The following is a 22351-nucleotide window of genomic DNA, read 5'->3' as shown; positions in this document are numbered from 1 at the left end:
GTCCGCGGTTTTCAATCGCGCCACTGGGCGCCGTAGCGTAGCGGTTCGGCCCCGGCTTCGCCCAGTGACAGCCGCGGAAACTGGGGCTGCACGACCTCGGCGGAGGCCGCCGGCGCGATCCGCACCCGCAGATCGAACCAGGCCGCCTGGCCGGTCACCGGGTCGGCATTGGCGTAGCCGCCGTCGGGCGTCCGGTCGGAAATCAGGTGGTTGAGGAGAAAGCCGTGTGTGCCCTCCGGGGCGTTCCCGTCGAGCCGCCAGGCGCCGCGGCGCTTGCCGATGGCGTTCCAGGTCCAGACCGTGTCCGGCTGCACGTTGGCGGCCAGTTTCGCCTGCACCACGATGCGGCCGTGGTGCGATTCCACCGTCACCCAGTCCTCGTCGGCGATGCCGTGCTTGGCTGCCGTATCCGGGTGCAGGTAGAGGAAGTTGCGCGCGGCGATCTGCCGCAGCCAAGCGTTCTGCGAGCCCCAGGCGTGGTACATGAACATCGGCCGCTGGGTGATTGCCGACAGCGGGAAGGCGTCCGCGTCCAGCTGCGCCTGCTCGAAGGGTTCGTACCACAGCGGCAGCGGGTCGAAGTAGCGTGCCACGCGCTCGCGCTGCGCTTCCGGCGGCTGCCGCGGACCATGGCCCTGCGCGGCGAGGCGGAACTTCTGCAGCGTCTCTGAGTAAAGCTGCAGCACGATCGGCGCCGGGTCGGCGAGGAAGCCCATCTTGCACGCCCAGTCGAGATAGCCGCGATTGGCCATCTTGAAGTAGCGCGCGTGTTCGGGGATCTCGCCGCGCCAGAAGCCGCCGTGCTCGAGGTAGCGCGCCAGTTGGTCGGGATTGGGCGGCCCCTTGCCCTCCAGCACGCCGGCCTCGCCGCGCCAGCCGGCCAGCAGGCCCAGGCCCGGCGCGCGTTCGTGGCGGACGATGTAGTCGGCGTAGTCGCGGTATTTCGGCCGCCCTTCGGCATCGACCAGGCCGGGCAGGCCGAGCCGCGCGCCGAGATCGATCAGCACCGACTGGAACGGCCGCACATCGCGGTCGGGGGCGAAGACCGGATGGCGGATCGCGTCGGCGGCGCCGTCGGCGTCGGAGATCGGCCGGTCGAGCAGGCTGATGCAGTCGTGGCGTTCCAGGTAGGTGGTGTCCGGCAGCACCAGGTCCGCATAGGCCACCATTTCCGAGGCGTAGGCGTCGGCATAGACGATGAAGGGGATGCGGTATTCGCCGTCCGCGTCCTTGTCGGTGAGCCACTGCATCGTCTCGCCGGTGTTCATCGCCGAGTTCCAGCTCATGTTGGCCATGAACAGGAACAGCGTGTCGATCGGGTACGGGTCGCCGGCCCAGGCGTTGCGGATGACGGTGTGCAGCATTCCGTGCGCGGCCAGCGGGTAGGCCCACGAATAGGCGTGGTCGATGCGGCGCGGCACGCCGTCGGCATCGACCAGCAGGTCCTCCGGGCCATGCACGAAGCCCAAGGGGACGGCGTCGAGTGTGCCGTCGTCCTTCCGCGCCTTGCCGGGGTGGTTGGCCGGCGGCACCGGGCGCGGGAACGGCGGCTGGTAGCGGAAGCTGCCTGGCGTGTCCACCGCGCCCAGCAGCAGTTGCAGCAGGTGCAGCGCGCGGCAGGTGTGGAAGCCGTTGGAGTGCGCGCTGATGCCGCGCATGGCGTGGAAGCTGACCGGCCGGCCGACCATCTCGGCGTGCTCGCGGCCCCAGGCGTCGGTCCAGCGGATCGGCAGGCGCACCGGGTGCTCGAAGGCCGCTTCGGCCAGCTCGCGCGCCAGGCGGCGGATGGTCGCCGCCGGCACGCCGCAACGCCCGGCCACCGCGTCGGGCGAATACCGCGGGTCGAGGTAACGCTCGGCGAGCAGGTGGAAGGCCGGCACGGCGCGGCGGCCGTCGGGCAGCGTCACTTCGCCGACGACGGTCGGGGCGATGTCCACGGCATCGGCGCGGGCGGGCGCGCCCTCGCGCGTCCAGCACAACGGGTGGCCCTCGTCGTCGCGCGCGAACAGGCCGTCGTCGGCGCCGCCGGGGTTGCGCAGCACCAGCCAGTGCGCGTTGGTGTAGCGCACCAGGTAATCGAGATCGATGCGGTCGCAGCGCAGCAGCTCGTGGATCAGCGCGAAGGCGAGCAGGCCGTCGCTGCCGGGGCGGATGCCGATCCACTCGTCGGCGATCGCGCCGTAGCCGGTGCGCACCGGGTTGATCGCCACGATCTTGGCGCCGCGCGCCTTGAGCCTGCCCAGGCCGAGCTTGATCGGGTTGGAGTCGTGGTCCTCGGCCACGCCCCACAGCATCAGGTAGCGGGTGTGCTCCCAGTCCGGCTCGCCGAATTCCCAGAAGCTGCCGCCCAGCGTGTACAGCCCGCCGGCGGCCATGTTGACCGAGCAGAAGCCGCCGTGGGCGGCGTAGTTGACCGTGCCGAACTGTTGCGCCCACCAGCCGGTGAGCGCCTGCGACTGGTCGCGGCCGGTGAAGAAGGCGAGCTTGTCCGGGTTCTTGCCGCGGATCCTGCGCAGGCGGCCGGTGAGCAGGTCCAGCGCCTGGTCCCACGAAATTTCGCGGAACTGCCCGCTGCCGCGTTCCCCCGTCCGCAGCAGCGGCCGCGAAAGCCGCGCCGGCGAGTAGTGCTGCATGATCCCGGCCGCGCCCTTGGCGCAGAGCACGCCCCGGTTGACCGGGTGCGCGGGATTGCCCTGCAGGTAGCGGATCTTGCCGTCCTTGAGCCAGACCTTCAGGCCGCAGCGGCAGGCACACATGTAGCAGGTGGTGGTCTTGACCTCGTCGCCCGGCGAGGGCGAGAGGTGGAGCTCGGGTTCGCGCATCGGGCCAGTTTGCCTGTCGCGGCCCGGGCTGTCAGTCCGGCGGGACGGATTGTTGCGTGGCCGGCGGATTCTTCCTTCCGCGTCCGACGAGTAGGATTCGCGACCCTTGCCCCCTTCCAGCCCCGCCCCGCATGCGTCCGCTCAGCATCGCCCTGTCCTGCGCGCTGGCCCTGGCCGCCGGCAAAGCCGGGGCCGAGGTCAGCCTCGGCTTCGGTCACGTCGACGAGATCGAGGGCGAGTCCAGCCACCTGTTCACCCTCGCCTACACCACGGCGCACAGGCATCCGTGGGAGTTCATGGCCGGCCACATCGACGGCCGCGACGATGCCGGCGAGCTCAACACGCCGGGCGTCAATTTCGTGTCCGCCTCCAAGCAGCTGCGTTTCGGCCACTGGTTCGTCAGCGGTGGCATCGCCTGGACCGACTCGGACACCGAGGTGCTGTCGGAGAAGTGGCAGTTCATGACCGGCATCGGCTGGCGCAGCCGGCGCTTCGGCCTCTCCCTGCGGCACCTGTCCAACGCCAACACCGGCGGCCGCAACCGCGGCGAGAACTTCCTGCTCGCCGAGTACCGGTTCTGACGGGCCGCCGACCCTGTCGTGCCGGCGGGCGGGCCGCCGGCGCGCCGTGCGGCGGCGCGACGCTGTCCGTCCGGCCCGCGCCCGATAGAATGCGACGACCTTTCGAGCGGAAGTCGGCATGGACCGTTACGAGCGCATCCTCGTCATCCACCGCAGCCTGAAGGCGGCGCGCTACCCGGTGCCGATCCGCCGGCTGATGGACGAGACCGGCTGTTCGCGCGCCACGCTGTATCGCGACATCGCCTTCCTGCGCGATGCGCTGGGCGCGCCGATCGAGAGCGAGGGCGAGGGCGCGATCCGCTACCACGCCGAGGAAGGCGAGAAGTTCGAGCTGCCCGGCCTGTGGCTCAGCTCCGACGAACTGCACGCGCTGCTGGCCGCGCACCAGTTGCTCGACCGCACCGGCCCGGGCGTGCTGTCCAGCGCGCTGGCGCCGCTCAAGGGCCGCATCGAGGCCCTGCTGGCCCAGCAGGCCGGCGGCAAGCGCTGGCCGGTGGAGCGGGTGCGGGTGATCGCCAGCGGCGTGCGGCGGATGGACGAGCATGCGTTCCGCACCGTCGCCACCACGGTGCTCGAGCGCAGGCGGCTCGAATTCGACTACCTGGCGCGCTCCACCAACGAGCGCACCCATCGCATCGTCTCGCCGCAGCGGCTCACCCATTACCGCGACAACTGGTACCTCGACGCTTTCGATCACGAGCGCGAGGGCCTGCGCAGCTTCGCCCTCGACCGCATCGGCGCCGCCCGCCAGCGCGACGAGGCCGCCGTCGACCTGCCCGAGGCCGAGCTCGACCGGCACCTGGCCTCCAGCTATGGCATCTTCTCCGGCCCGCCCAAGGCCTGGGCGACGATCGTGTTCAGCGCCAAGGCGGCGCGCTGGGTCGCCGACGAACGCTGGCATTCCAAGCAGCAGGGCCGCTTCCTGCCCGATGGCCGTTACGAGCTCAAGCTGCCCTACAGCAACTCCAAGGAACTGCTGATGGACGTGCTGCGCTACGGCGCCGATGCCGAGGTGATCGAACCGCCCGCGCTGCGCCAGCAGGCGCGCACGCTTCTGCAGCTGGCCCTTTCCGCGTATGAGCGCTGACGCCATGGGCAACGCCGGCGGCCAAGGCAAGCGCATCGCCCTGGTGCTGGGCGCCGGCGGCGCGCGCGGGCTGGCGCACATCGGCGCCATCGAGGTGCTGGAGGCGCGCGGCTACCGCATCGTCGCCATCGCCGGCTCCTCGATGGGCGCGGTGATCGGCGGCATCCATGCCGCCGGCCGGCTGCGGGACTACCGCGACTGGGTGGTGACGCTGGAGCGCAGCGACGTGCTGCGCCTGCTGGATTTCGGTTTCGGCCGCCCCGGGCTGATCACCGGCGAGCGCCTGATGGGGGTGCTGCGCGAGCTGGTCGGCGAGCATCAGATCGAGGACCTGCCGGTCCCGTTCACCGCGGTCGCCACCGACCTGCTTTCCCAGCGCGAGGTCTGGCTCACCCGCGGCCCGCTGTTCGATGCCATCCGTGCCTCGATCGCCATCCCGATGATCTTCACTCCGCAGAGGCTGGACGGTCGCGAGCTGGTCGACGGCGGACTGCTGGCGCCGGTGCCCATCGCCGCCAGCCGTATGGCCTATGCCGACGCCGTGGTCGCGGTGGACGTCAATGCGCGCATCTCGCCGGTACCGCTGCGGCCCGAGGTCGATCCGCCGGAGAGCGCGTCCGGCGAGGAGGCGGAGGACGGGAATGGCGCGCGCGGCTTCGGCGAGAAGTTCGCCGGCCTGCTCGACAGCCTCAAGGACCTGCGCCCCAAGGGCGCCGTACAGTCCGGCCTGATGGACCTGATGGCGCGCTCGCTCGACACCATGCAGGCGCAGCTCGCCCGCCTGCAGCTGGCGCTGGATCCGCCCGACGTGCTGGTGCGGGTGCCGCGCACCGCCTGCCAGTTCTACGAGTTCTGGCGCGCGCGCGAGCTGATCGAGACCGGTCGCGAACAGACCGAGCGCGCACTGGAGGCGTTGGCCCGCGGCGGCGACTGAGTGCTTGTGACGAGTCCGCCCGTCTGCCGCGACCGCCTCCGCCACGAACGTCCGGGGGCGGCGCCACGACGGCGGACGGAGCCTGTGCGCGCACCGGGCGAGGTCACTGGAAGCCGTCGCGTCCGACCTGGTCCGGAAACTGCGGGATCCGCCGCAACGCGTCGGGCTCGTAACCGTATGCGCGGAAGCGCTCGCGCAGATGGGCGTACTCGGTCTGTTCCATGTGCGGCGTGCGCGAGAAGATCCAGGCGTGGCGGCGCGCGGGGTGGCCGAGCAGCGCCCAGGAATAGTCCGGCGCCACTTCCAGCACCAGCAGGTCGGCGCTGAACGGCCAGATGAAGCGCACCCGCCAGTGTGCACCGCCCGAGCCCGGCACCACGCGCGAGACACCATGCCAGCGCTTCTCCGGCCCGGCGAAGGAGTTCCGGAACACGTAGACGTTGTCGATCCGGCCGTCGGCGCGCAGCGTGTATTCGTCGCGGGTGGCGACCTTGCCGCGTTCGGGCCAGTAGGGGATGTTGGCGATCACGTACCAGGTGCCCATGAAGCGCGGCAGGTCCACCTGCGCCTGGCTGCGCAGCGGTTCGCGCGCCGGCGCGGCGGCGCAGGCGGCCAGCAGGGCACCGAGGGTGAGTCCGCCGATCAGGCGGGCGAAACGGTCGGACGGCATGGTTCGGTCCGTGGTGGAGACCGGACCAGTCTGCGTGCCGCGCGGTGCACGGAGCGTCGGTGCGACGTCAGTGTGGCGTGAGGATCACTGCATCACCAGTACGCCGCGCTGGTAGCCGCGCACCACCGTCAGCGCCAGCTGCTGCGGGCGCGCCGACAGCGCCGCCTCGAAGCCGGCCAGGTCGGCCACCGCGCGCCGTCCGACCGCCTCGATGCGGTCGCCCGGGCGCAGCCCGGAGCGTGCCGCCCGGCTGTTCGGCGCCACCTTGCTCACCACCACGCCGCGCACGCCCTGCTGGCGGAAGCGCTCGGGCGGATCGACGAAGCTGGCGCCGGCCAGGCGCGGATCCAGCGCATCGCCGTCGAGCTCCTTCGGACGCGGCGACAGCGTCGCGCGCAGCGTCAGCGTGCGGCCATCGCGCTGCACGCTCACGCTCACCGGACGGCCGACCGGCAGCAGACCTTCCAGGTTGTACAGCGCCTGGCGATCGTTGACCGCCTGTCCGTCGAGCGCGGTGATCACGTCGCCGGCGCGCAGCCCCGCCGCCTCGGCCGGGCTGCGCGGGTACACGCGGGCGACCAGTGCGCCGCGGCGGCTGGGCAGGCCGAGCGCCTGGGCGATCTCGGCGGTGATGTCCTGCGCCTCCACGCCGAGCGTGCCGCGCCGCACCTCGCCGTAGGCGATCAGCTGGCGCATCACCTCGCGGGCGAGATTGGCGGGAATCGCGAAGCCGATGCCGATGTTGCCGCCGGACGGCGAGAAGATCGCGGTGTTGATGCCGACCAGCTCGCCGCGCAGGTTGACCAGCGCGCCGCCCGAGTTGCCCGGATTGATGCTGGCGTCGGTCTGGATGAAGTTCTGGTAGCCGAGGCCGCGCAGGCCGCTGCGGCCGAGCGCCGAGACGATGCCGGAGGTGACCGTCTGGCCGAGCCCGAACGGATTGCCCACCGCCACCACGAAATCGCCCACCCGCAGCGCGCCCGAATCGGCCAGCGGCAGGGCGCGCAGGTTCTCGGCCGGGATGCGCACCACCGCCACGTCGGTGTCCGGATCGGCGCCGATCAGCTCGCCGTCCAGCGTGCGGCCGTCGGCCAGGGTCACGGCGATGCCGTCGGCGGCCTCGACCACGTGGTTGTTGGTCAGCACCAGGCCCTGCTCGGCGTCGACGATCACGCCCGAGCCGAGCGACTGCCGCACCTGCTCCTGCGGCAGGTCCGGGAGGCCGAAGAAGCGGCGGAAGAACGGATCCTCGGCGAGCGGGTGGCGCACCCGCACCACCTGCCGGCTCTGGATGTTGACCACCGCCGGTGTGACGCGCTCGAGCATCGGCGCCAGCGTCGGCAGTGGCTGGCCCTGCGGGTCGGCCGTCGGCAGCGCGGCCTGGGTGTGGGCGGACGCAAGCGTGGCAACGGCAGCCAGCAGCAGGGCGAACAGGGGCGCGTTCGGGCGCATCGCTCTCCTCGTCGGGCGGGGTGGGGGATGCCTGCGTTATGGGGAGCGTGCCCCACGAACGCAAGCACGATTCCCAACAGGCTGGCGGCATGCGCTTGAATCCCCAGTGAAGCCGGCATCGATCCGGCCACCGCGCAGCCCCCGGCCCGACGAGGGCGCGCCATCTCCGGCGCCTGTGCTCCGGGTGCCCGGCGCGGGCCGCCGCCGGCCCTGCCGGAATGCCGGTGTTTCATTTCATGTCCATGAAACAAAAGGAAAAAATCGAGTGACTGGCGATTGTTTTTCCAGGTTGACAGCCTTGGGGGCGAGGCGTAATGTCGGTCTTCGGGCCCCACACAACATCTTGGGGTCGAGTAGCGAGGGCGACCCCAAGGCTTGGGCCTTGGCCGGGGTCGGAGGCGAAGGCGCCAGCGTAGGGGACGAGGGCGCATGAGCACCGGAAAACTCAGCCGCTGAACGCGATTTCCGGGCGCCCCGGGCGCCTGGCGGGGTGGTTTTCCCTTTCGTCAGGCCCGGACAGGGAATTCGAACGACAACTCCCGGCGGGGTCGCGGCCCCGCCGGCCAGCGGAGGAAGGAGCACAATGAGCACGGTTCGCCTCGAGGCGGTGAAGACGGATGCGGCCATGGACATCGACATGCAGCCGGCGTCCTGGGACATCTGGGACAAGAAGTACCGTCTGAAGACCAAGAAGGGCGAGCCGGTCGACGCCACGATCGACGACACCTACCAGCGCGTCGCCCGGGCGCTGGCCGAGGCCGAGCCGACCGCCGAGAAGCGCAAGTACTGGTACGAGCGCTTCCTGTGGGCGCTGCGCCGCGGCGCCATCCCCGCCGGCCGCATCACCTCCAACGCCGGCGCGCTCGAGCACAAGCCGGCCACCTCGACGATCAACTGCACCGTCTCGGGCACCATCGCCGACTCGATGGACGGCATCCTGCAGAAGGTCCACGAGGCCGGCCTCACCCTCAAGGCCGGCTGCGGCATCGGCTACGAGTTCAGCACGCTGCGCCCGCGCGGCGCCTTCGTCGCCGGCGCCGGCGCCTACACCTCCGGCCCGATGTCCTTCATGGACATCTTCGACAAGATGTGCTTCACCGTGTCCTCCGCCGGCGGCCGGCGCGGCGCGCAGATGGGCACCTTCGACGTCTCGCACCCGGACGTGAAGGACTTCATCCGCGCCAAGCGCGAGGACGGCCGGCTGCGGCAGTTCAACCTGTCGCTGCTGATCACCGACGAATTCATGCAGGCGGTGGAGAACGACGCCGACTGGCCGCTGGTGTTCCCGGTCAACCTGCAGGAGAAGGACGACATCGATCTCGGCAACCCGGAGCAGGTCGTCTGGCGCGACTGGCCGATCAAGGACAACTACATCGTCCGCGACGACGGCCTGGTGGCCTGCAAGGTGTATGGCCATGTCCGCGCCAAGCACCTGTGGGACATGATCATGAGCTCGACCTACGACTACGCCGAGCCGGGCTTCATCCTGATCGACCGCGTCAACGAGATGAACAACAACTGGTGGTGCGAGAACATCCGCGCGACCAACCCCTGCGTCACCGCCGACACCTGGGTGCAGACCGCCGAAGGGCCGCGCCAGGTCGGCGATCTGCTCGGACGCCAGTTCCTGGCCCGGGTCGACGGTGCGGACCATCTCACCGGTGCCGAGGGCTTCTTCCGCACCGCCACCAGGCCGGTGGTCCGCCTGCAGACCGTCGAAGGCTACGCCTTGCGCCTGACCGCCGACCACCGCGTGCGGCGCGTCGTACGCCAGACCCGCTGGTCGCTGGAGACCGAATGGTGCCAGGCCGGTCGGCTGGCCGCCGGCGACCGTGTTCTGCTCAACAACCACCGCGAAGGCGCCGAGTGGGCCGGCGCGCGCAACTTCGAGGAAGGCTTCCTGCTCGGCCTGCTGGTGGGCGACGGCACCCTCAAACGCGATGCTGCCGTGCTGTCGGTGTGGTCGCAGGCCGCCGCGGTCAATGCAGACAGCGGCGCCCCGGTGGCACTGATGGACGAGACCCTGCGCTGCGCCCGCCGCCTGCCGCATCGCGCCGACTTCGCCGGCTGGATGGAAGTCGAGGGTCGTGGCGAATACCGCCTCAAGCTCGCCGCGCTGCGCGACCTCGCCTTCGAGATGGGCATGCAGCCGGGGAGCAAGGCGATCACGCCGGCGATGGAAAAGACCTCCAGCGACTTCCACCGTGGCTTCCTGCGAGGCCTGTTCGACGCCGATGGTTCGGTGCAGGGCAGTCAGGACAAGGGCGTGAGCGTGCGCCTGAGTCAGTCCGACCGGGCGACGCTGGAGGCCGCGCAGCGCATGCTGTTGCGCCTCGGCATCGCCTCCCGCCTCTACCTCGAGCGGCGTCCGGCTGGCGAGACGCTGCTGCCCGACGGACAAGGCGGCCAGCGGGTCTATCCCAACCGCGCCCAGCATGAGCTGGTGATCAGCGGCGACAACCTTGCCGTGTTCGCCGAGCGTGTCGGTTTCGCCGACGCGGACAAGGCCCAGCGCCTCAAGGGCTTGCTCTCCGGCTATCGCCGCCAGCTCAACCGCGAGCGCTTCACCGCGACGGTCGAGGCGGTGTGCGACGATGGCGTCGAGGATGTCTTCGACGTGCAGGTCCCGGGCATCAACACCTTCGACGGCAATGGACTGCACGCCCACAACTGCGGCGAGCAGCCGCTGCCGCCCTACGGCGCCTGCCTGCTGGGCTCGGTCAACCTAACCAAGTTCGTGCGCGACCCGTTCACCGACAAGGCGCGCTTCGACTGGGAGGAGTACCGCGAGGTCGTGCGCGTGTTCACCCGCATGCTCGACAACGTGGTCGAGATCAACGGCCTGCCGCTGGAGCAGCAGCGCAACGAGATCCTGCGCAAGCGCCGCCACGGCATGGGCTTCCTCGGCCTCGGCTCCACCGTGACCATGCTGCGGATGAAGTACGGTTCACCGGAGAGCTGCGAGTTCACCGAGGCCGTCGCCCGCGAGATGGCGCTGGCCGGCTGGGAAGTCGCCCTGTCGCTGGCCAGGGAGAAAGGCCCGGCGCCGATCATGGAGGAGGAGTTCGAAGTCACCGCCGAGATGCTGCGCAAGCGTCCGGAGATGCTGCAGGACGGCTGGCAGGTCGGCATGAAGATCAAGGGCAAGGTGCTGCATGCCCGCTACTCGCGCTACATGCAGCGCGTGGCCGAAGTCGCGCCCGAGCTGGTCGCCGAGCTGGCCGAGGTCGGCGCCCGCTTCACCCACCACAGCTCGATCGCCCCCACCGGCACCATTTCGCTCTCGCTCGCCAACAACGCCTCCAACGGCATCGAGCCGAGCTTCGCCCACCACTACAGCCGCAACGTGATCCGCGAGGGCAAGAAGACCAAAGAGAAGGTCGAGGTCTACTCCTACGAGCTGCTCGCCTACCGCACCTTGGTCAATCCCAAGGCCATGCCGTTCTCCGACGACCCGGAGGCGAAGCTGCCCGACTACTTCATCGCCGCCGACGACATCACGCCGAAGGAGCACGTCGACATCCAGGCCGCCGCGCAGAAGTGGGTGGACTCGTCCATCTCCAAAACCGCCAACGTCCCCACCGACTTCCCCTACGAAGATTTCAAGGACATCTACCGCTACGCCCACAAGCAGGGGCTGAAGGGCTGCACCACCTTCCGCTTCAACCCGGCCGCCTTCCAGGGGGTGCTGGTGAAGGAAGCCGACCTGGAGAACACCACCTACCGCTTCGAACTGGAAGACGGCTCGGTGGTGGAAGTGAAGGGCAACGAGCAGATCGAATACGACGGCGAGATCCACACCGCCGCCAACCTGTTCGACGCCCTCAAGGAAGGCTATTACGGCAAGTTCTGAGGGCCGCCCGCCCGCGCGGCGCCGCGGGCACGGTGCAAGCCGCCGCGCGCCGCGCTAATTTCTACCTGCCGGTCCGTCGTCCGACGGGCCGGCCGTCGAAGAGACGTTTCGTTTCCGCTCAACCGATCGCCCGTGACGAGGAGGGGCCTATGAGCAATGGCAACGGAGTGACTTCCACCCTGGCCAGCGCCGCCGAGAACGCGGTGGAGGCTGCCCAGAACCTCGGCAGTACCGTCAAGCACAAGGCCGAAGAACTGGCCGCCGGTGCCGCCGCCACCGCCGCGCAGGCGCAGCAGGCCGTGGTCAAGACCGTCGGCGCGGTCAAGAAAAAAGCCGTCGCCACGGTCAAGAAGGCCAAAGCCGCTGTGAAGAAGGCCGAAGGCGAGGCCAAGAAGACCGTCAAGAAGGTCGTCGGCACCGCCAAAAAGAAGGTCGCTGCCGCCAAGAAGGCAGTCGCGAAGAAGACCGGTGCCGCCAGGACGGCAGTCGCGAAGAAAGCCGGCACGACCCGGAAGGCGGCCGCCAGGAAGGCCGTGACCACCAGGAAGGCCGTCGCCAAAAAGGCCGGTGCCGCGAAGAAGGCGGTGAAGAAGACCACCGGCAAGGTGGCCAAGACGACCAAGAAGGCCGCCAAGTCCGTCAAGAAGACCGCCGTCGCCGCGAAGAGGAAAACCGCCGCGGTGAAGAAGACCGCCGCCGCCAGGGCGGGCGGCAGGAAAGCCGCTGTGAAGAAGACCGCGAAGAAGACCGCGAAGAAGGGCGCGAAGAAGTAAGCAACCGCACGCGCCCAGGCGGCCCGGGCAGGCCGTCGCCAAGGCACCTTCTGCCCCGAGCGCCGCGCAGACCGCAACGCGCGCGCACCCGCCCTCCCGGAACATCGGGAGGGCACTCGAACAACCGCGCCCTGCCCCTTCGCGGGGCAGGGCGGGGCGGTCACCCCGCCACCCGCACACCTCACAAGGCGCCCGAGCGCCTCACCGCAACGCAGGAGTCGCACCCATGGCCGTCAAGATCAGCAAGAAAATCACGGGCTACAGCGTCATCAAGCCGGAAGACAAGGCCAAGGACACCGCCGCTCCCGCGCCCGCTCCCGTCGCCGAGGCGCCGGCCGCCGGCGAGCGCGGCAACATCATCCAGATGCACGAGCAGATCGAGCGCCCCGACGTGCTGATCGGTTCCACCTACAAGATCAAGTCGCCGCTGTTCGAGCACGCCCTGTACGTCACCATCAACGACATCGTGCTCAACCCCGGCACCGAACACGAGCTGCGCCGTCCCTTCGAGATCTTCATCAACTCGAAGAACATGGACCACTTCCAGTGGGTGGTCGCCATCACCCGCATCATGTCCGCCGTGTTCCGCAAGGGCGGCGACGTCACCTTCCTGGTCGAAGAGCTAAAGGCCGTGTTCGACCCGCGTGGCGGCTACTTCAAGGCCGGCGGCGTCTACATGCCCAGCATCGTCGCCGAGATCGGCGCGGTGGTCGAAGACCACCTGAAGATGATCGGCCTGATCCGCGACCCCGAACTCGATGAGCACCAGAAGGCGCTGATCGCCGAAAAGCGCCGCGCCTACGAGGCCCAGTCAAAAAAAAACACTGACCTGAGCCCCGCCCCCGGCGCCAACGAGTCGGTCGCCGTCACCGGCGAAGGCGCCACCTTCCCGCCCAGCGCCACCATGTGCCACAAGTGCAGCACCAAGGCGGTGGTGATCATGGATGGCTGCGCCACCTGCCTGAATTGCGGTTACAGCAAGTGCGGGTGAGCCAAGCTGGCGTACCGGCCTGACGGACGACTTCTGCGGTCATCTGCGTCATGGACCTTCTCTTCGACAGCCTCGGCCCCGATGCGCGTGCGCCGGAGGTGTCGGCGGCGCTGGATGCGCTGGCGGCGGTGGACGAGGCCGGGCGCGGTGCGGTGTTCACGCGGCCGGAAGTGGCGGCGGCGATTCTCGATCTTTCCGGTTACACGGCCGACCGGCCGCTGCATCGGCTGCGGCTGCTAGAGCCGGCGTTCGGCGAGGGCGATTTTCTGTTGCCGGCGCTGGATCGGCTGCTTGAGGCTTATTTCCGCGCGGGCGGGTCGCCGGCGCGGGCGTGCGTGGAGTTGGCCGGGGCGATCCGGGCGGTGGAGCTGCATCGTGACAGCCTGGTGCGCACGGCGGGGCGGGTCGAGGCGCGGTTACAGCGCGCGGGCGTGAGCGCGCGGGACGCGCAGGCGCTGACGGCGGAATGGCTGGTCTGCGACGACTTTCTGCTCTGCGCGTTGCCGGGCGGCTTCGACGTTGTGGTCGGCAATCCGCCGTATGTGCGGCAGGAGCGGATTCCGGGGGCTCTGCTCGACGAGTACCGGCGCCGCTACCGCACGCTCTACGACCGCGCCGACCTGTACGTGCCCTTCTACGAGCGCGCGCTGGATCTGCTGACACCGGGCGGGGTGCTGGGCTTCATCTGCGCCAATCGCTGGGTGAAGAACAAGTACGGCGGCCCGCTGCGGGCGATGATCGCCGGGGGCTTCCATCTGCTGCACTACATCGACATGGAGGGCGTGGATGCCTTTCATGCCGAAGTGATCGCGTATCCGGCGATCACGGTGATCCGCCGTCCGCAGGGCGGCGAAGTCGCGCCGCCGACGCGGGTCGGCACCGGCGCGGTGGCGCATTACGACGAACTGCCGGCGCTGGTGCGGGCGCTGCGCGCGCCGACGGCGGCATCGCCACGGGTGGAGGAGATCGCCTTGCACGGCGAGGGCGATGCGCCCTGGCTGCTCGACGATGTGCCGCGGTTGAAGTTGCTGCGGCGGCTGGAGGCCGAGTGGCCGACGCTGGAGCAGGCCGGCTGCCGTGTCGGCATCGGCGTGGCGACCGGCTGCGATCGCGTGTTCATCGGCGACTACGACACGCTGCCGGTGGAGCCGGCGCGCAAGCTGCCGCTGGCGATGGCGCGCGACCTGATCGAAGGCGAGCTGTGCTGGGGCGGCCGGGGGGTGGTCAATCCGTTCGAGGCCGACGGCCGGCTGGCCGCGCTGGACGACTACCCGGACTTTGCCGCCTACCTGCAGGCCCATCGGGAGGCGGTCGCCGGCCGGCATGTGGCGGGCAAGAATCCGGGCGGCTGGTACCGCACCATCGACCGCATCTATCCGGCGCTGGTGGCGCGGCCCAAGCTGCTGATTCCCGACATCAAGGGCGAGGCCACCGTCGTTTACGACGAGGGGCGCTGCTATCCGCACCACAACCTTTACTACGTGGTCTCGGACGACTGGGATCTGCGCGCGCTGCAGGCGGTGCTGCGTTCGTCGGTGGCGGTGATGTTCGTGGCCACCTACTGCACGCGCATGGCGGGCGGCTTCCTGCGCTTCCAGGCGCAGTATCTGCGCCGAATCCGGTTGCCGCGCTGGCGCGACGTGCCGGACGCGCTGCGCGCCGAGTTGGTCGCCGCCGCGACGGCGCGGGATGGCGATGCCGTCGATGCACCGGTATTCCGCCTGTACGGACTGAGCGCGACCGAGGGCGAGCTGGTGCGGCGTATCGCCCACGAGGCACAGGTCACGGTCAGAAAACGGAAGGGACGCCAGAGCGATGCACGCACGGCTGCTGCCTGAGGATTTCGATGCCTGCGTGGCGCGGGCGGTGCGCGATTTCTGGTTATCGCGCGGCAACGCCCGCACCGGCAAGACGCAGGGCGGCACGCGGGACGCCGTGGTCGGCGGCAAGAACATGGACGGCTTCGTCGGCCTGGTGCATCGCGTGGCCGCACATTGCGGCTTGCCCGATTCGGCCGTGCATGTGCGCAAGTCGCGGGTGGTGTTGCCGGGCTTCTTCCGCGCGACCAAGAACTGGGATGTGCTGGTGATCCACGAACGCCGCCTGCTCGGCGTGTTCGAGTTCAAGTCGCAGGTCGGCTCGTTCGGCAACAACTTCAACAACCGCAGCGAGGAAGTCATCGGCTCGGCCGCCGACCTGTGGGTGGCGCATCACCACGGCGCTTACGGCGATGGGCCGCGACGCAGCCGCACTCGGGTCACGGAGGGTGTGCCGGCCCTGCTCAATCCCAGCCTGATGGTCGATCCCAGGCCGCCGTTCCTGGCCTGGCTGATGCTGCTCGAGGAATGCGAGGCCTCGCTGACACCGGTGCGCTGCGAGGAGCCGCATTACCCGGTGTTCGATGAATTCCGCGAGGCATCGTATGCACATCGCTACCAGATCCTGTGCGAGCGGCTGGTGGAGCGACAGTTGTACTCGGCGGCCGCGCTGGAGCTGAGCCCGGCCGGCAGCGATCGACACCGCGCGCTGTCGCCGGCAACGAGCATCCGCAACCTGTTCGCCGAGTTCGCCGGCAAGTTGCTGGCCGCGCAGGCTTGACCGCCCGGCTCCGGGCCTGTTCGTTCGTGCCGGGCGGAGGCGCCCGTGTGCCGGCTTCGCGGCAAGGGCGTGGGGTGTCGAAATCCGGGCTGTCCGTTCGTCGTATCAGGGATGCCATGGGCTGGAGTAGCCTGCCCGGGCGATTCCGTGGACGAGCGACGAGAGGAGACGGGTCATGCCTTATGTGGATGGTTTCGTGCTGGCGGTGCCGACCGCCAACCGGCAGAAGTTCATCGAGCATGCGCGCGCCTGCGATGCGGTGTTTCTGGAGTACGGGGCGACGCGGGTGATGGAGTGCTGGGGCGACGACGTGCCGACCGGCAAGGTCACCGACTTTTTCCGCGCGGTGCAGGCCAAGGACGACGAGACGGTGGTGTTCTCCTGGATCGAGTGGCCGGACAAGGCCACCCGCGATGCCGGCATGGCGAAGGTGATGGAGGATCCGCGTCTTTCACCGGAGGCCAATCCGATGCCGTTCGACGGCAAGCGGCTGATCTACGGCGGTTTCATGCCGGTGGTCGAGATCGCCGGACGCGACTGACCCGGTGGAGGGGCGAGCGGCCGGTCGGGCCGGCGGATGGCGGCTGCGTCGTGCCGGGCGCCGCCGCGTTCGACTGCCGTTGTGGCAGCGGTGTCTACCCTGCAAGACCCGACCCGACGAGGAGACCGCGATGATCCGGCTGCGCCCCGCCACGCCCGACGATCTCGACCTGCTGCGCCGCTGGGACGAGCAGCCGCAGGTACTGGCCGCCGACCCGAACGACGACTGGGGCTGGGAGACCGAGTTGGCGCGCGAGCCCGACTGGCGCGAGCAGTTGATCGCCGAGGCCGATGGCCGGCCGGTCGGCTTCGTGCAGATCATCGATCCGGCGCGCGAGGACAGCCATTACTGGGGTGAGGTGGAGGACGACCTGCGCGCGATCGACATCTGGATCGGCGAGCCGGACGCGCTCGGCCGGGGCTACGGCACGCAGATGATGCGACAGGCACTGGCACGCTGTTTCGCCGCGCCGGAGGTGACGGCGGTGCTGGTCGATCCGCTGGTGACCAACACCCGCTCGCACCGCTTCTACGAGCGCTTCGGCTTCGTACGCGTGGCGCGGCGGCAGTTCGGGCTGGACGATTGCTACGTGTACCGGCTGGAGCGCGCCGCGGCGCGTTCGCTGGGCTTGCTCGCCACGCCGCGTTGAGCCGGTGCGGGGCTTGCCGCTGCAGGCCGCGTCTGCCCGATCACCTCCAGCAGCGGGCGCCGCAGGCTGTGGTGCGCGAGCGGGCCGAGGCCGATGTGCAGCATCCCAGGCACCGCGTCGTCGCGCATGGCCGTGGCGGCGCGCGTACTGGATCGGCTGGATCGCGGAGGCGCTGCGCAGGCCGAGCGCGACGGCCTGCAGCCGCCGCCGCCGGCAGGCGCGGCCGGCCTAGCCCCAAGGGGGTGTCACGGCGGACGACGATCACGACGAGCAGCGGCATGCCGGATTGCCGGTGGTACTTGTCGCGAGAGCGGGACTGCGGCATGGTGGCGGGCACCGGTCTTCACGGAGGAAGTCATGACGCAGGGCATTCGCGGGTGGTGCGCGCTGGTCATCCTGGCGCTGGCGACGACGGCCCACGCCGCCGAACGGACCGAGCTGCAGGTCAGTTACCGGCTCTGGCTCGACGCCGACGGGCAGGTGCGGGCGCTCGCCCCCAAACACGAGCTGCACCAGGCCCTGGACGCGGCCTTGCGGCGCAGCATCGCCGGCTGGAGCTTCATTCCCGGCGCCGTCGATGGCGAGCCGCAGCCAACCGAGAGCTGGCTGCACCTGCGCCTGCGCGCGACCCAGGTCGAGGCCGGGCGGCTGGCGCTGGACCTGCTCTCGGCGGAGGTCGGGCCGGGCTACGCCAAAACCGTGCCGCCACGTTATCCGACCAGCGCGCTCATGCAGCGCATCGAGGGCGAGGTCGAACTGCGTGTCGAGATCGACGCCGAGGGCCATGTGCTCGCCGTGCAGCCGGCGCGCGAGCATCCGCGTCGCCTCAGAACCCTGGTCGCTGCCGCCACGGAGTCGATGCGGCACTGGCGCTTCGAGCCCGAGCGCGTGGCCGGCCACGGCGTCGCCACCACGGTGACCGTGCCGGTCTGCTTCCGGGTGCATGTGGAGGGCAGTCGGCCGAGCAACCCCTGCCAGCACCGCAACGACGAGCCGCCACGCGCCGAGCGCGTCGCGGCGCAGCTGCGGACGCCGGTGGAAGGCGTACGGATCGAAGTCGGCGGTTGACGGACGCACTGCGGCGGCGATCCCAGGGAGGGGCGACATGCGGAATTTTCCGAGGCTGCTGGTGCTGGCGGGCATGTTGGGCGCCGTTCCGGCGATGGCCGAGTCGCGCTGGCTGTACAAATGCGAGGCGAAGGCGGACGGACAGGTGAGCATCCAGTCCGAGCCGTGCCCGCCGGACAGCCGCGAGCACTGGCGGCGCGCCGTCCAGCCCGAGCCGCCCGCGCCGCGGACCAGCCAGGCCCCGCCCTCGCTGCCGACGAACACCGCGCCGGTGTGGATCCGCGAGTCCGGCCCCACCCGCGCCCAGCGCCAGGCGCAGGCACGGCGCGCGCGTTGCGAGCAGGCCAAGGCCCACGCCAGGCGCGAGCGCGACCTGCGCTGGCGCGAGTTGAAGATCGAGGATCTGCGGCGACTGGACCGCCATGTGGCGGAACACTGCCGCTGAGACGTGCCATCTTTCGACAGGGGGGAACGCACATGAGGGGGATGACGATGTGGCGGCGGGGCGTCGCGCTGCTGGCGCTGGCGTGGTCGTTTTCGCTGGCGGCGGAGACGGTGGTGCCACTGCAGATCGGCGGCGCCGAGCTGAAGTTCGCGGTCGGTGAGGGCTACCTGCGCAGCAGTGAGGCCGCCCCGGAGCTGCATGCCACCATGGCGGCGGCCCTGCCGCCCGAAAACCGGCTGGTCGAGGCGTTCATCACCGAAGGCGATCTCCGGCGCCAGGCGCTCGGGCTGCCTGGGGAGCTGGCGGTATTCCAGGTGCAGGTGCTGCGCCATGTCGAGGCGCTCGGTGTCAGCGAGGCCGACTGGCAGCGGGTGCGGCCGGAGCTCGCGCGCAGCTTCGGGATGATCGATGTGGACGCGCTGGCGCGCACCACCGGGGATGAAGCCAGTCAGCGGATGAGCGAGGCCACCGGCCTGGAGGTTGGCGTCCGTTTCGGTGAGCTGGGCAAACCGCAGCCCTACGGCGACGATCCGCGGTCGCTGCGCTTCGTCCTGCGGATGCCGGTCACGGCCGCGGTGGCCGGGCAGACGCAGCAGATGACGCTGCAGCTCGCCGGCGCGGTGGCCCACATCGGCGGCAGGCTGGTGTTCGTCTACGCCATCCTGCCGGATGCCGGGGGCGAGGATGCCTCGCGGGTGCGCGCGGCGCTCGACGGTTTCGTCGACCGGGCGCTGGCGCTGAACGCCGCGTCCTGAGGCCAGGACGCGGCGGTTCGCTCAGGGCAGGATCGGCGCGCTGGCGCCCAGGCCCGGGCCGAGCACGACGGCGTTGCCGAGCACGCGCTGCATGCCGTGGCTGGCGCCGCGGAAGACCGGGGTGGTGGCGAACAGGATCACCTGGCCGCGGCCGAGCGCTTCGCGGGTCAGCCAGGCGGTGTTGGCCAGGCGCTCCTGCGCCTCCGGCCAGAGCAGGCCGCTCATGCGCAGGTGCAGACTCTGGCCGGGCGGGATGCCGGCCCAGCCGAAGGCGGTCCATTCGCGCTTGTCGCCGCCGGACACGAAGGCGCCGAGGCGGAACGGCGCTTCCACGCCATCGCCAGCCATCAGCGGGGCGTTGGCGTCGACCAGCACCGGCAGCACGCCGTCGCAGCCGAGCGTCAGCCAGCTGGTGTCGGCGCAGCGGGCGGCGAGGAAGGCGCCGCGCGGCGCGAACAGCCGGCGCCACTGCTCGCGTGCTTCGCGCGCCTTGAGGTCGTCCTTGTCGTTGCCGATGTCGCTCGGCCACGGCGCCGGCTGGCCGGCGACGGCGGCGTGGCTCCACAGCCGGGCGCCGACCTGCTCGCCGGCCTGCGTGGCCAGCCACTCGCGGGCGAGCCAGCCGCGGTAGGGGGCGAGGTCTTCCAGGGCGGTGTCGAGGGTGCGCGCCTTGACCGGGCCGTCCTTCATCGCGAGGGCGGCGCTGGCGGCGCCGATGGCGACCAGGGTGCCGCCGGCCTCGGTCCAGCCCTTGAGCGCGTCGCGCACGCCGCTGTCGAGCGGGCCGCTGCGCTCGGGCAGCACGATGACGTTGTAGGGACGCAGGTCGGTGCGGGCGAGCGCGGCCTCGTCCAGCAGGGTCGGGGTGAGGCCGAGGCCGTGCTCGAGGTAGTGCCAGACGAAGCCGAAGTTCTGCGAGCCGACCGCGCCCTTGCCGAGGATGGCGACGCGCGGCGCCTGCAGCAGGCCGAATTCGCCGCCGCCGAGGTCGGGGAAGTCGCCCGGGCCCTGGCCGCTGCGCAGCGCCACGATGCCTTCGCGCAGGTGCGGCAGGGCGGCGGCGAGCGCCTGGCGCAGGTCTTCCGCGCTGCGGTCGCGGTGGTCGTAGCGGGTCACCACCACGCTGCCGCGCGGGTAGCGGCGGCCGTCGAGTTCGAGCGGCTTGAGCGCGACGCGCGGCTGCAGGCCGGCCTGCAGCAGCGCCGAGGCGGCACGCAGCGCGCCGTCGTCGTGGCCGGGAATCAGATAGCCGACCTCGGACGCCGCCGGCAGCGCCGCGCCGGCGACGGCGGGCTCGCCGACGCGCTCGGCGTCGCCCGGCATGCCGCCTTCCAGCGTGTAGGCCTGCACGCCGAACATCATCGGCAGGTTCCAGGCGGTGACGTCGTACATGGTGCCGCTGCCGGTGCGCAGCAGCTCCTCGCGCTCCTTGCGCAGCGAGCCTTCGTCGATGCGCTGGTCGAACTCGAACAGGTTGGCGACCAGCCGCGCCAGCGGCTGGCGGTTCGGCACGATCAGGCTGCCGGCCGGCAGGGTCGGGCTGGTGCGGCGGCCGAGCGTGTCGGTGGCGGCGCCGGGGCGCCACTCGCGGGTGGTGCGGTAGACCTCGATGTTCTGCAGCGCGAGCAGGTCGAGCAGGGTGGCGAGGCGGGTGGGATGGGCGTCGCCGGGGATCGCGTACAGCCGGCGCGCGTACTCGCCGCTGCCGCCGGTCACCTGCTTGCGGTCGTCCCAGAACGCCTGCAGCAGTTGCCGGTGGTTGGCGCGCAGCGACTGCAGGTTGGCCCAGGCGCTGCCGAGCTGGCGTGCCACGCCCTCGCTGTAGTGCAGCACCTGGCCGTTGGCCTGGCGCACACCGTGGTCGGCGACGCGGGCTTGCTCGTAGAGGATGTTGACCGCGCCGCGCATGCCGCCCCAGGCGTCGGAGTAGCCGGGATACCAGCCCTCGTTCCACTCGCCCGAGTAGTAAACCCAGCCGCGGCGATCGAAGGCTTCGGCCTGGTCGCGCGAGAAGCGCTCCAGGTACTCGCGGAAGCGCGGCGGGAAGTGCCGGTTGACCGGCGCGCGTGGCGGCGAGAACAGGAAGGTGTCCTGTGCACCCATCTCGTGCGCGTCGACGAACAGCAGCGGATGCCAGCGCTTGAGCAGCGCCAACCGGCCGCGCGTCTCCGGCTGGGTGCCGTAGATCCAGTCGCGGTTGAGGTCGAACACGTAGTGGTTGCCGCGTCCGAACGGCCAGGACGTGCCGCGCGCGAGCTGCTGGCCGTCGTGGCTGGGCTGGGCGGTGCGGAAGCCGCGCAGGTCGCCCACGGCGCGGGCGCGGCCGTCGGGATTGAGCAGCGGGTCGACGATGACGATGGTGCTGTCGAGCAGCGCGCGCGTCTCCCCGTCGTTGCCGGCGATCAGGTGGTAGACCAGGCCGAGCGCGGCGTCGCCGCCGGAGGTTTCATTGCCGTGGATGCTGTGCGCGATGTAGGCCACTGCCGGCGCGCGGGCGATGATCTCGCGGGCGCGCGCCTCGCTGGTGCGGCGTGGGTCAGCCAGTTCGTCCAGTTCATCCTGCAGCGCGTCCAGCCGCGCCAGATTGGCCGGGCTGGACACGATGGCCACGCTCAGCGGGCGGCCCTGGTGGCTGCGCGCGTAGGTGTGCACGCGCAGACGGTCGCTCTGCGCGGCCCAGGCGAGCAGGGCGGCGTGGATCTCCTCCGGCGTGGCGGCCTGGCTGCCGTGGGCAAAGCCGAGCAGCGTATCGGGCGTGGCGATGCGGGCGTCGTACTCGCGCGCGCCGAATACCTGCTGCAACGGCGCGGCCGGCACGGGCTGGGCAGCGAAGGCGAGCGGCGAGGCGAGGGCGAGGCCGAGCAGCAGTCCACCGAGGTGGCGCAGGCAGGATCGTGGCATGGGCAGGCTTCCGCGGCGTGACAGCGCCCGATGATGCCGCAGGCCCGGCGAGGTGTGAACGTGCCGGCTGGCAGGGGGTGGCCTCGGCGCGGGTCTTGCCCGCTGTGCCGGCCCGATCGGCACGGCGCGAAAGGGCTGCCATGGCCTGAGCGCCAACCGTTGCCAGAGCCAGTACAGCAGCTCCGCGCAGGCGGGCCTGCCGAGCTTGTGATATCGGGCTGCGTGGGTACC

Annotated in this window: 17 protein-coding genes; 13 read left to right on the top strand and 4 right to left on the bottom strand. The window is 70.6% G+C overall.

Going from position 1 to position 22351, the window contains the following annotated elements:
- Window positions 1-11: 11 nt before the first annotated feature.
- Entirely contained in the window at window positions 12-2822 is a 2811-nt protein-coding gene (locus HNQ58_RS06445; RefSeq protein ID WP_183948093.1) for a molybdopterin oxidoreductase family protein, read from the bottom strand.
- 131 nt (window positions 2823-2953) lie between these two features.
- On the opposite strand from HNQ58_RS06445, the gene HNQ58_RS06440 reads away from it, so the two are divergent.
- The 3 genes from HNQ58_RS06440 to HNQ58_RS06430 all read left to right on the top strand — a co-directional run bounded on the left by HNQ58_RS06440 (window position 2954) and on the right by HNQ58_RS06430 (window position 5424).
- Window positions 2954-3403, top strand: coding sequence for an acyloxyacyl hydrolase (locus HNQ58_RS06440; RefSeq protein WP_183948092.1), 450 nt, complete (start codon window positions 2954-2956; stop codon window positions 3401-3403).
- A gap of 118 nt (window positions 3404-3521) precedes the next feature.
- Entirely contained in the window at window positions 3522-4490 is a 969-nt protein-coding gene (locus HNQ58_RS06435; protein ID WP_183948091.1) for a helix-turn-helix transcriptional regulator, read from the top strand.
- Window positions 4480-5424, top strand: a complete 945-nt coding sequence (locus HNQ58_RS06430) for a patatin-like phospholipase family protein (RefSeq protein ID WP_183948090.1) — start codon at window positions 4480-4482, stop codon at window positions 5422-5424. The genes HNQ58_RS06435 and HNQ58_RS06430 overlap by 11 nt, the downstream gene beginning before the upstream one ends.
- A gap of 103 nt (window positions 5425-5527) precedes the next feature.
- On the opposite strand, the gene HNQ58_RS06425 is transcribed toward HNQ58_RS06430, so the two are convergent.
- Together HNQ58_RS06425 and HNQ58_RS06420 are read right to left on the bottom strand one after the other, a co-directional pair.
- Complete coding sequence (locus HNQ58_RS06425) at window positions 5528-6094, bottom strand: lipocalin family protein (RefSeq protein ID WP_183948089.1); 567 nt, start codon at window positions 6092-6094, stop codon at window positions 5528-5530.
- An 84-nt stretch (window positions 6095-6178) separates the two neighbouring features.
- On the bottom strand, window positions 6179-7546 hold the full coding sequence (locus HNQ58_RS06420; protein WP_183948088.1) for a DegQ family serine endoprotease: 1368 nt from the start codon (window positions 7544-7546) through the stop codon (window positions 6179-6181).
- Window positions 7547-8129: 583 nt separating this feature from the next.
- On the opposite strand from HNQ58_RS06420, the gene HNQ58_RS06415 reads away from it, so the two are divergent.
- From HNQ58_RS06415 to HNQ58_RS06370, 10 genes are all read left to right on the top strand, one after another.
- A complete protein-coding gene (locus HNQ58_RS06415; protein ID WP_183948087.1) occupies window positions 8130-11399 on the top strand; it encodes an LAGLIDADG family homing endonuclease in 3270 nt (1089 codons plus the stop codon).
- Window positions 11400-11548: 149 nt separating this feature from the next.
- Entirely contained in the window at window positions 11549-12172 is a 624-nt protein-coding gene (locus HNQ58_RS13615) for a hypothetical protein (RefSeq protein WP_183948086.1), read from the top strand.
- A 226-nt stretch (window positions 12173-12398) separates the two neighbouring features.
- The gene (locus tag HNQ58_RS06405) at window positions 12399-13163 is read left to right on the top strand and encodes a TSCPD domain-containing protein (RefSeq protein ID WP_183948085.1); all 765 of its coding nucleotides are present in this window, start codon (window positions 12399-12401) and stop codon (window positions 13161-13163) included.
- A 50-nt stretch (window positions 13164-13213) separates the two neighbouring features.
- The gene (locus HNQ58_RS06400; protein WP_183948084.1) at window positions 13214-15001 is read left to right on the top strand and encodes an Eco57I restriction-modification methylase domain-containing protein; all 1788 of its coding nucleotides are present in this window, start codon (window positions 13214-13216) and stop codon (window positions 14999-15001) included.
- Window positions 14979-15761 carry a PaeR7I family type II restriction endonuclease gene (locus HNQ58_RS06395; RefSeq protein ID WP_183948083.1) on the top strand — a complete coding sequence of 261 codons (783 nt, stop codon included), beginning with the start codon at window positions 14979-14981 and terminating at the stop codon, window positions 15759-15761. The genes HNQ58_RS06400 and HNQ58_RS06395 overlap by 23 nt, the downstream gene beginning before the upstream one ends.
- Window positions 15762-15936: 175 nt before the next feature.
- Complete coding sequence (locus HNQ58_RS06390; RefSeq protein WP_183948082.1) at window positions 15937-16302, top strand: DUF1428 domain-containing protein; 366 nt, start codon at window positions 15937-15939, stop codon at window positions 16300-16302.
- Window positions 16303-16432: 130 nt separating this feature from the next.
- Window positions 16433-16951 (top strand): GNAT family N-acetyltransferase, encoded by a 519-nt coding sequence (locus HNQ58_RS06385; protein WP_183948081.1) that lies wholly within the window; start codon window positions 16433-16435, stop codon window positions 16949-16951.
- 357 nt (window positions 16952-17308) lie between these two features.
- On the top strand, window positions 17309-18019 hold the full coding sequence (locus tag HNQ58_RS06380; protein WP_183948080.1) for an energy transducer TonB: 711 nt from the start codon (window positions 17309-17311) through the stop codon (window positions 18017-18019).
- A 37-nt stretch (window positions 18020-18056) separates the two neighbouring features.
- Window positions 18057-18464 (top strand): DUF4124 domain-containing protein, encoded by a 408-nt coding sequence (locus HNQ58_RS06375; protein ID WP_183948079.1) that lies wholly within the window; start codon window positions 18057-18059, stop codon window positions 18462-18464.
- A 32-nt stretch (window positions 18465-18496) separates the two neighbouring features.
- The gene (locus HNQ58_RS06370; RefSeq protein ID WP_183948078.1) at window positions 18497-19219 is read left to right on the top strand and encodes a hypothetical protein; all 723 of its coding nucleotides are present in this window, start codon (window positions 18497-18499) and stop codon (window positions 19217-19219) included.
- 21 nt (window positions 19220-19240) lie between these two features.
- Here the strand turns inward: HNQ58_RS06370 and HNQ58_RS06365 are convergent, their stop codons facing one another.
- Complete coding sequence (locus HNQ58_RS06365; RefSeq protein WP_183948077.1) at window positions 19241-22120, bottom strand: M14 family zinc carboxypeptidase; 2880 nt, start codon at window positions 22118-22120, stop codon at window positions 19241-19243.
- Between the last annotated feature and the right edge of the window lie 231 nt (window positions 22121-22351).

The sequence above is a fragment of the Rehaibacterium terrae genome, from assembly GCF_014202935.1.
Taxonomy (GTDB): domain Bacteria; phylum Pseudomonadota; class Gammaproteobacteria; order Xanthomonadales; family Xanthomonadaceae; genus Rehaibacterium; species Rehaibacterium terrae.
Note: the sequence above shows the minus strand (reverse complement) of the source record. Positions and strands in the feature narration are given on the sequence as shown.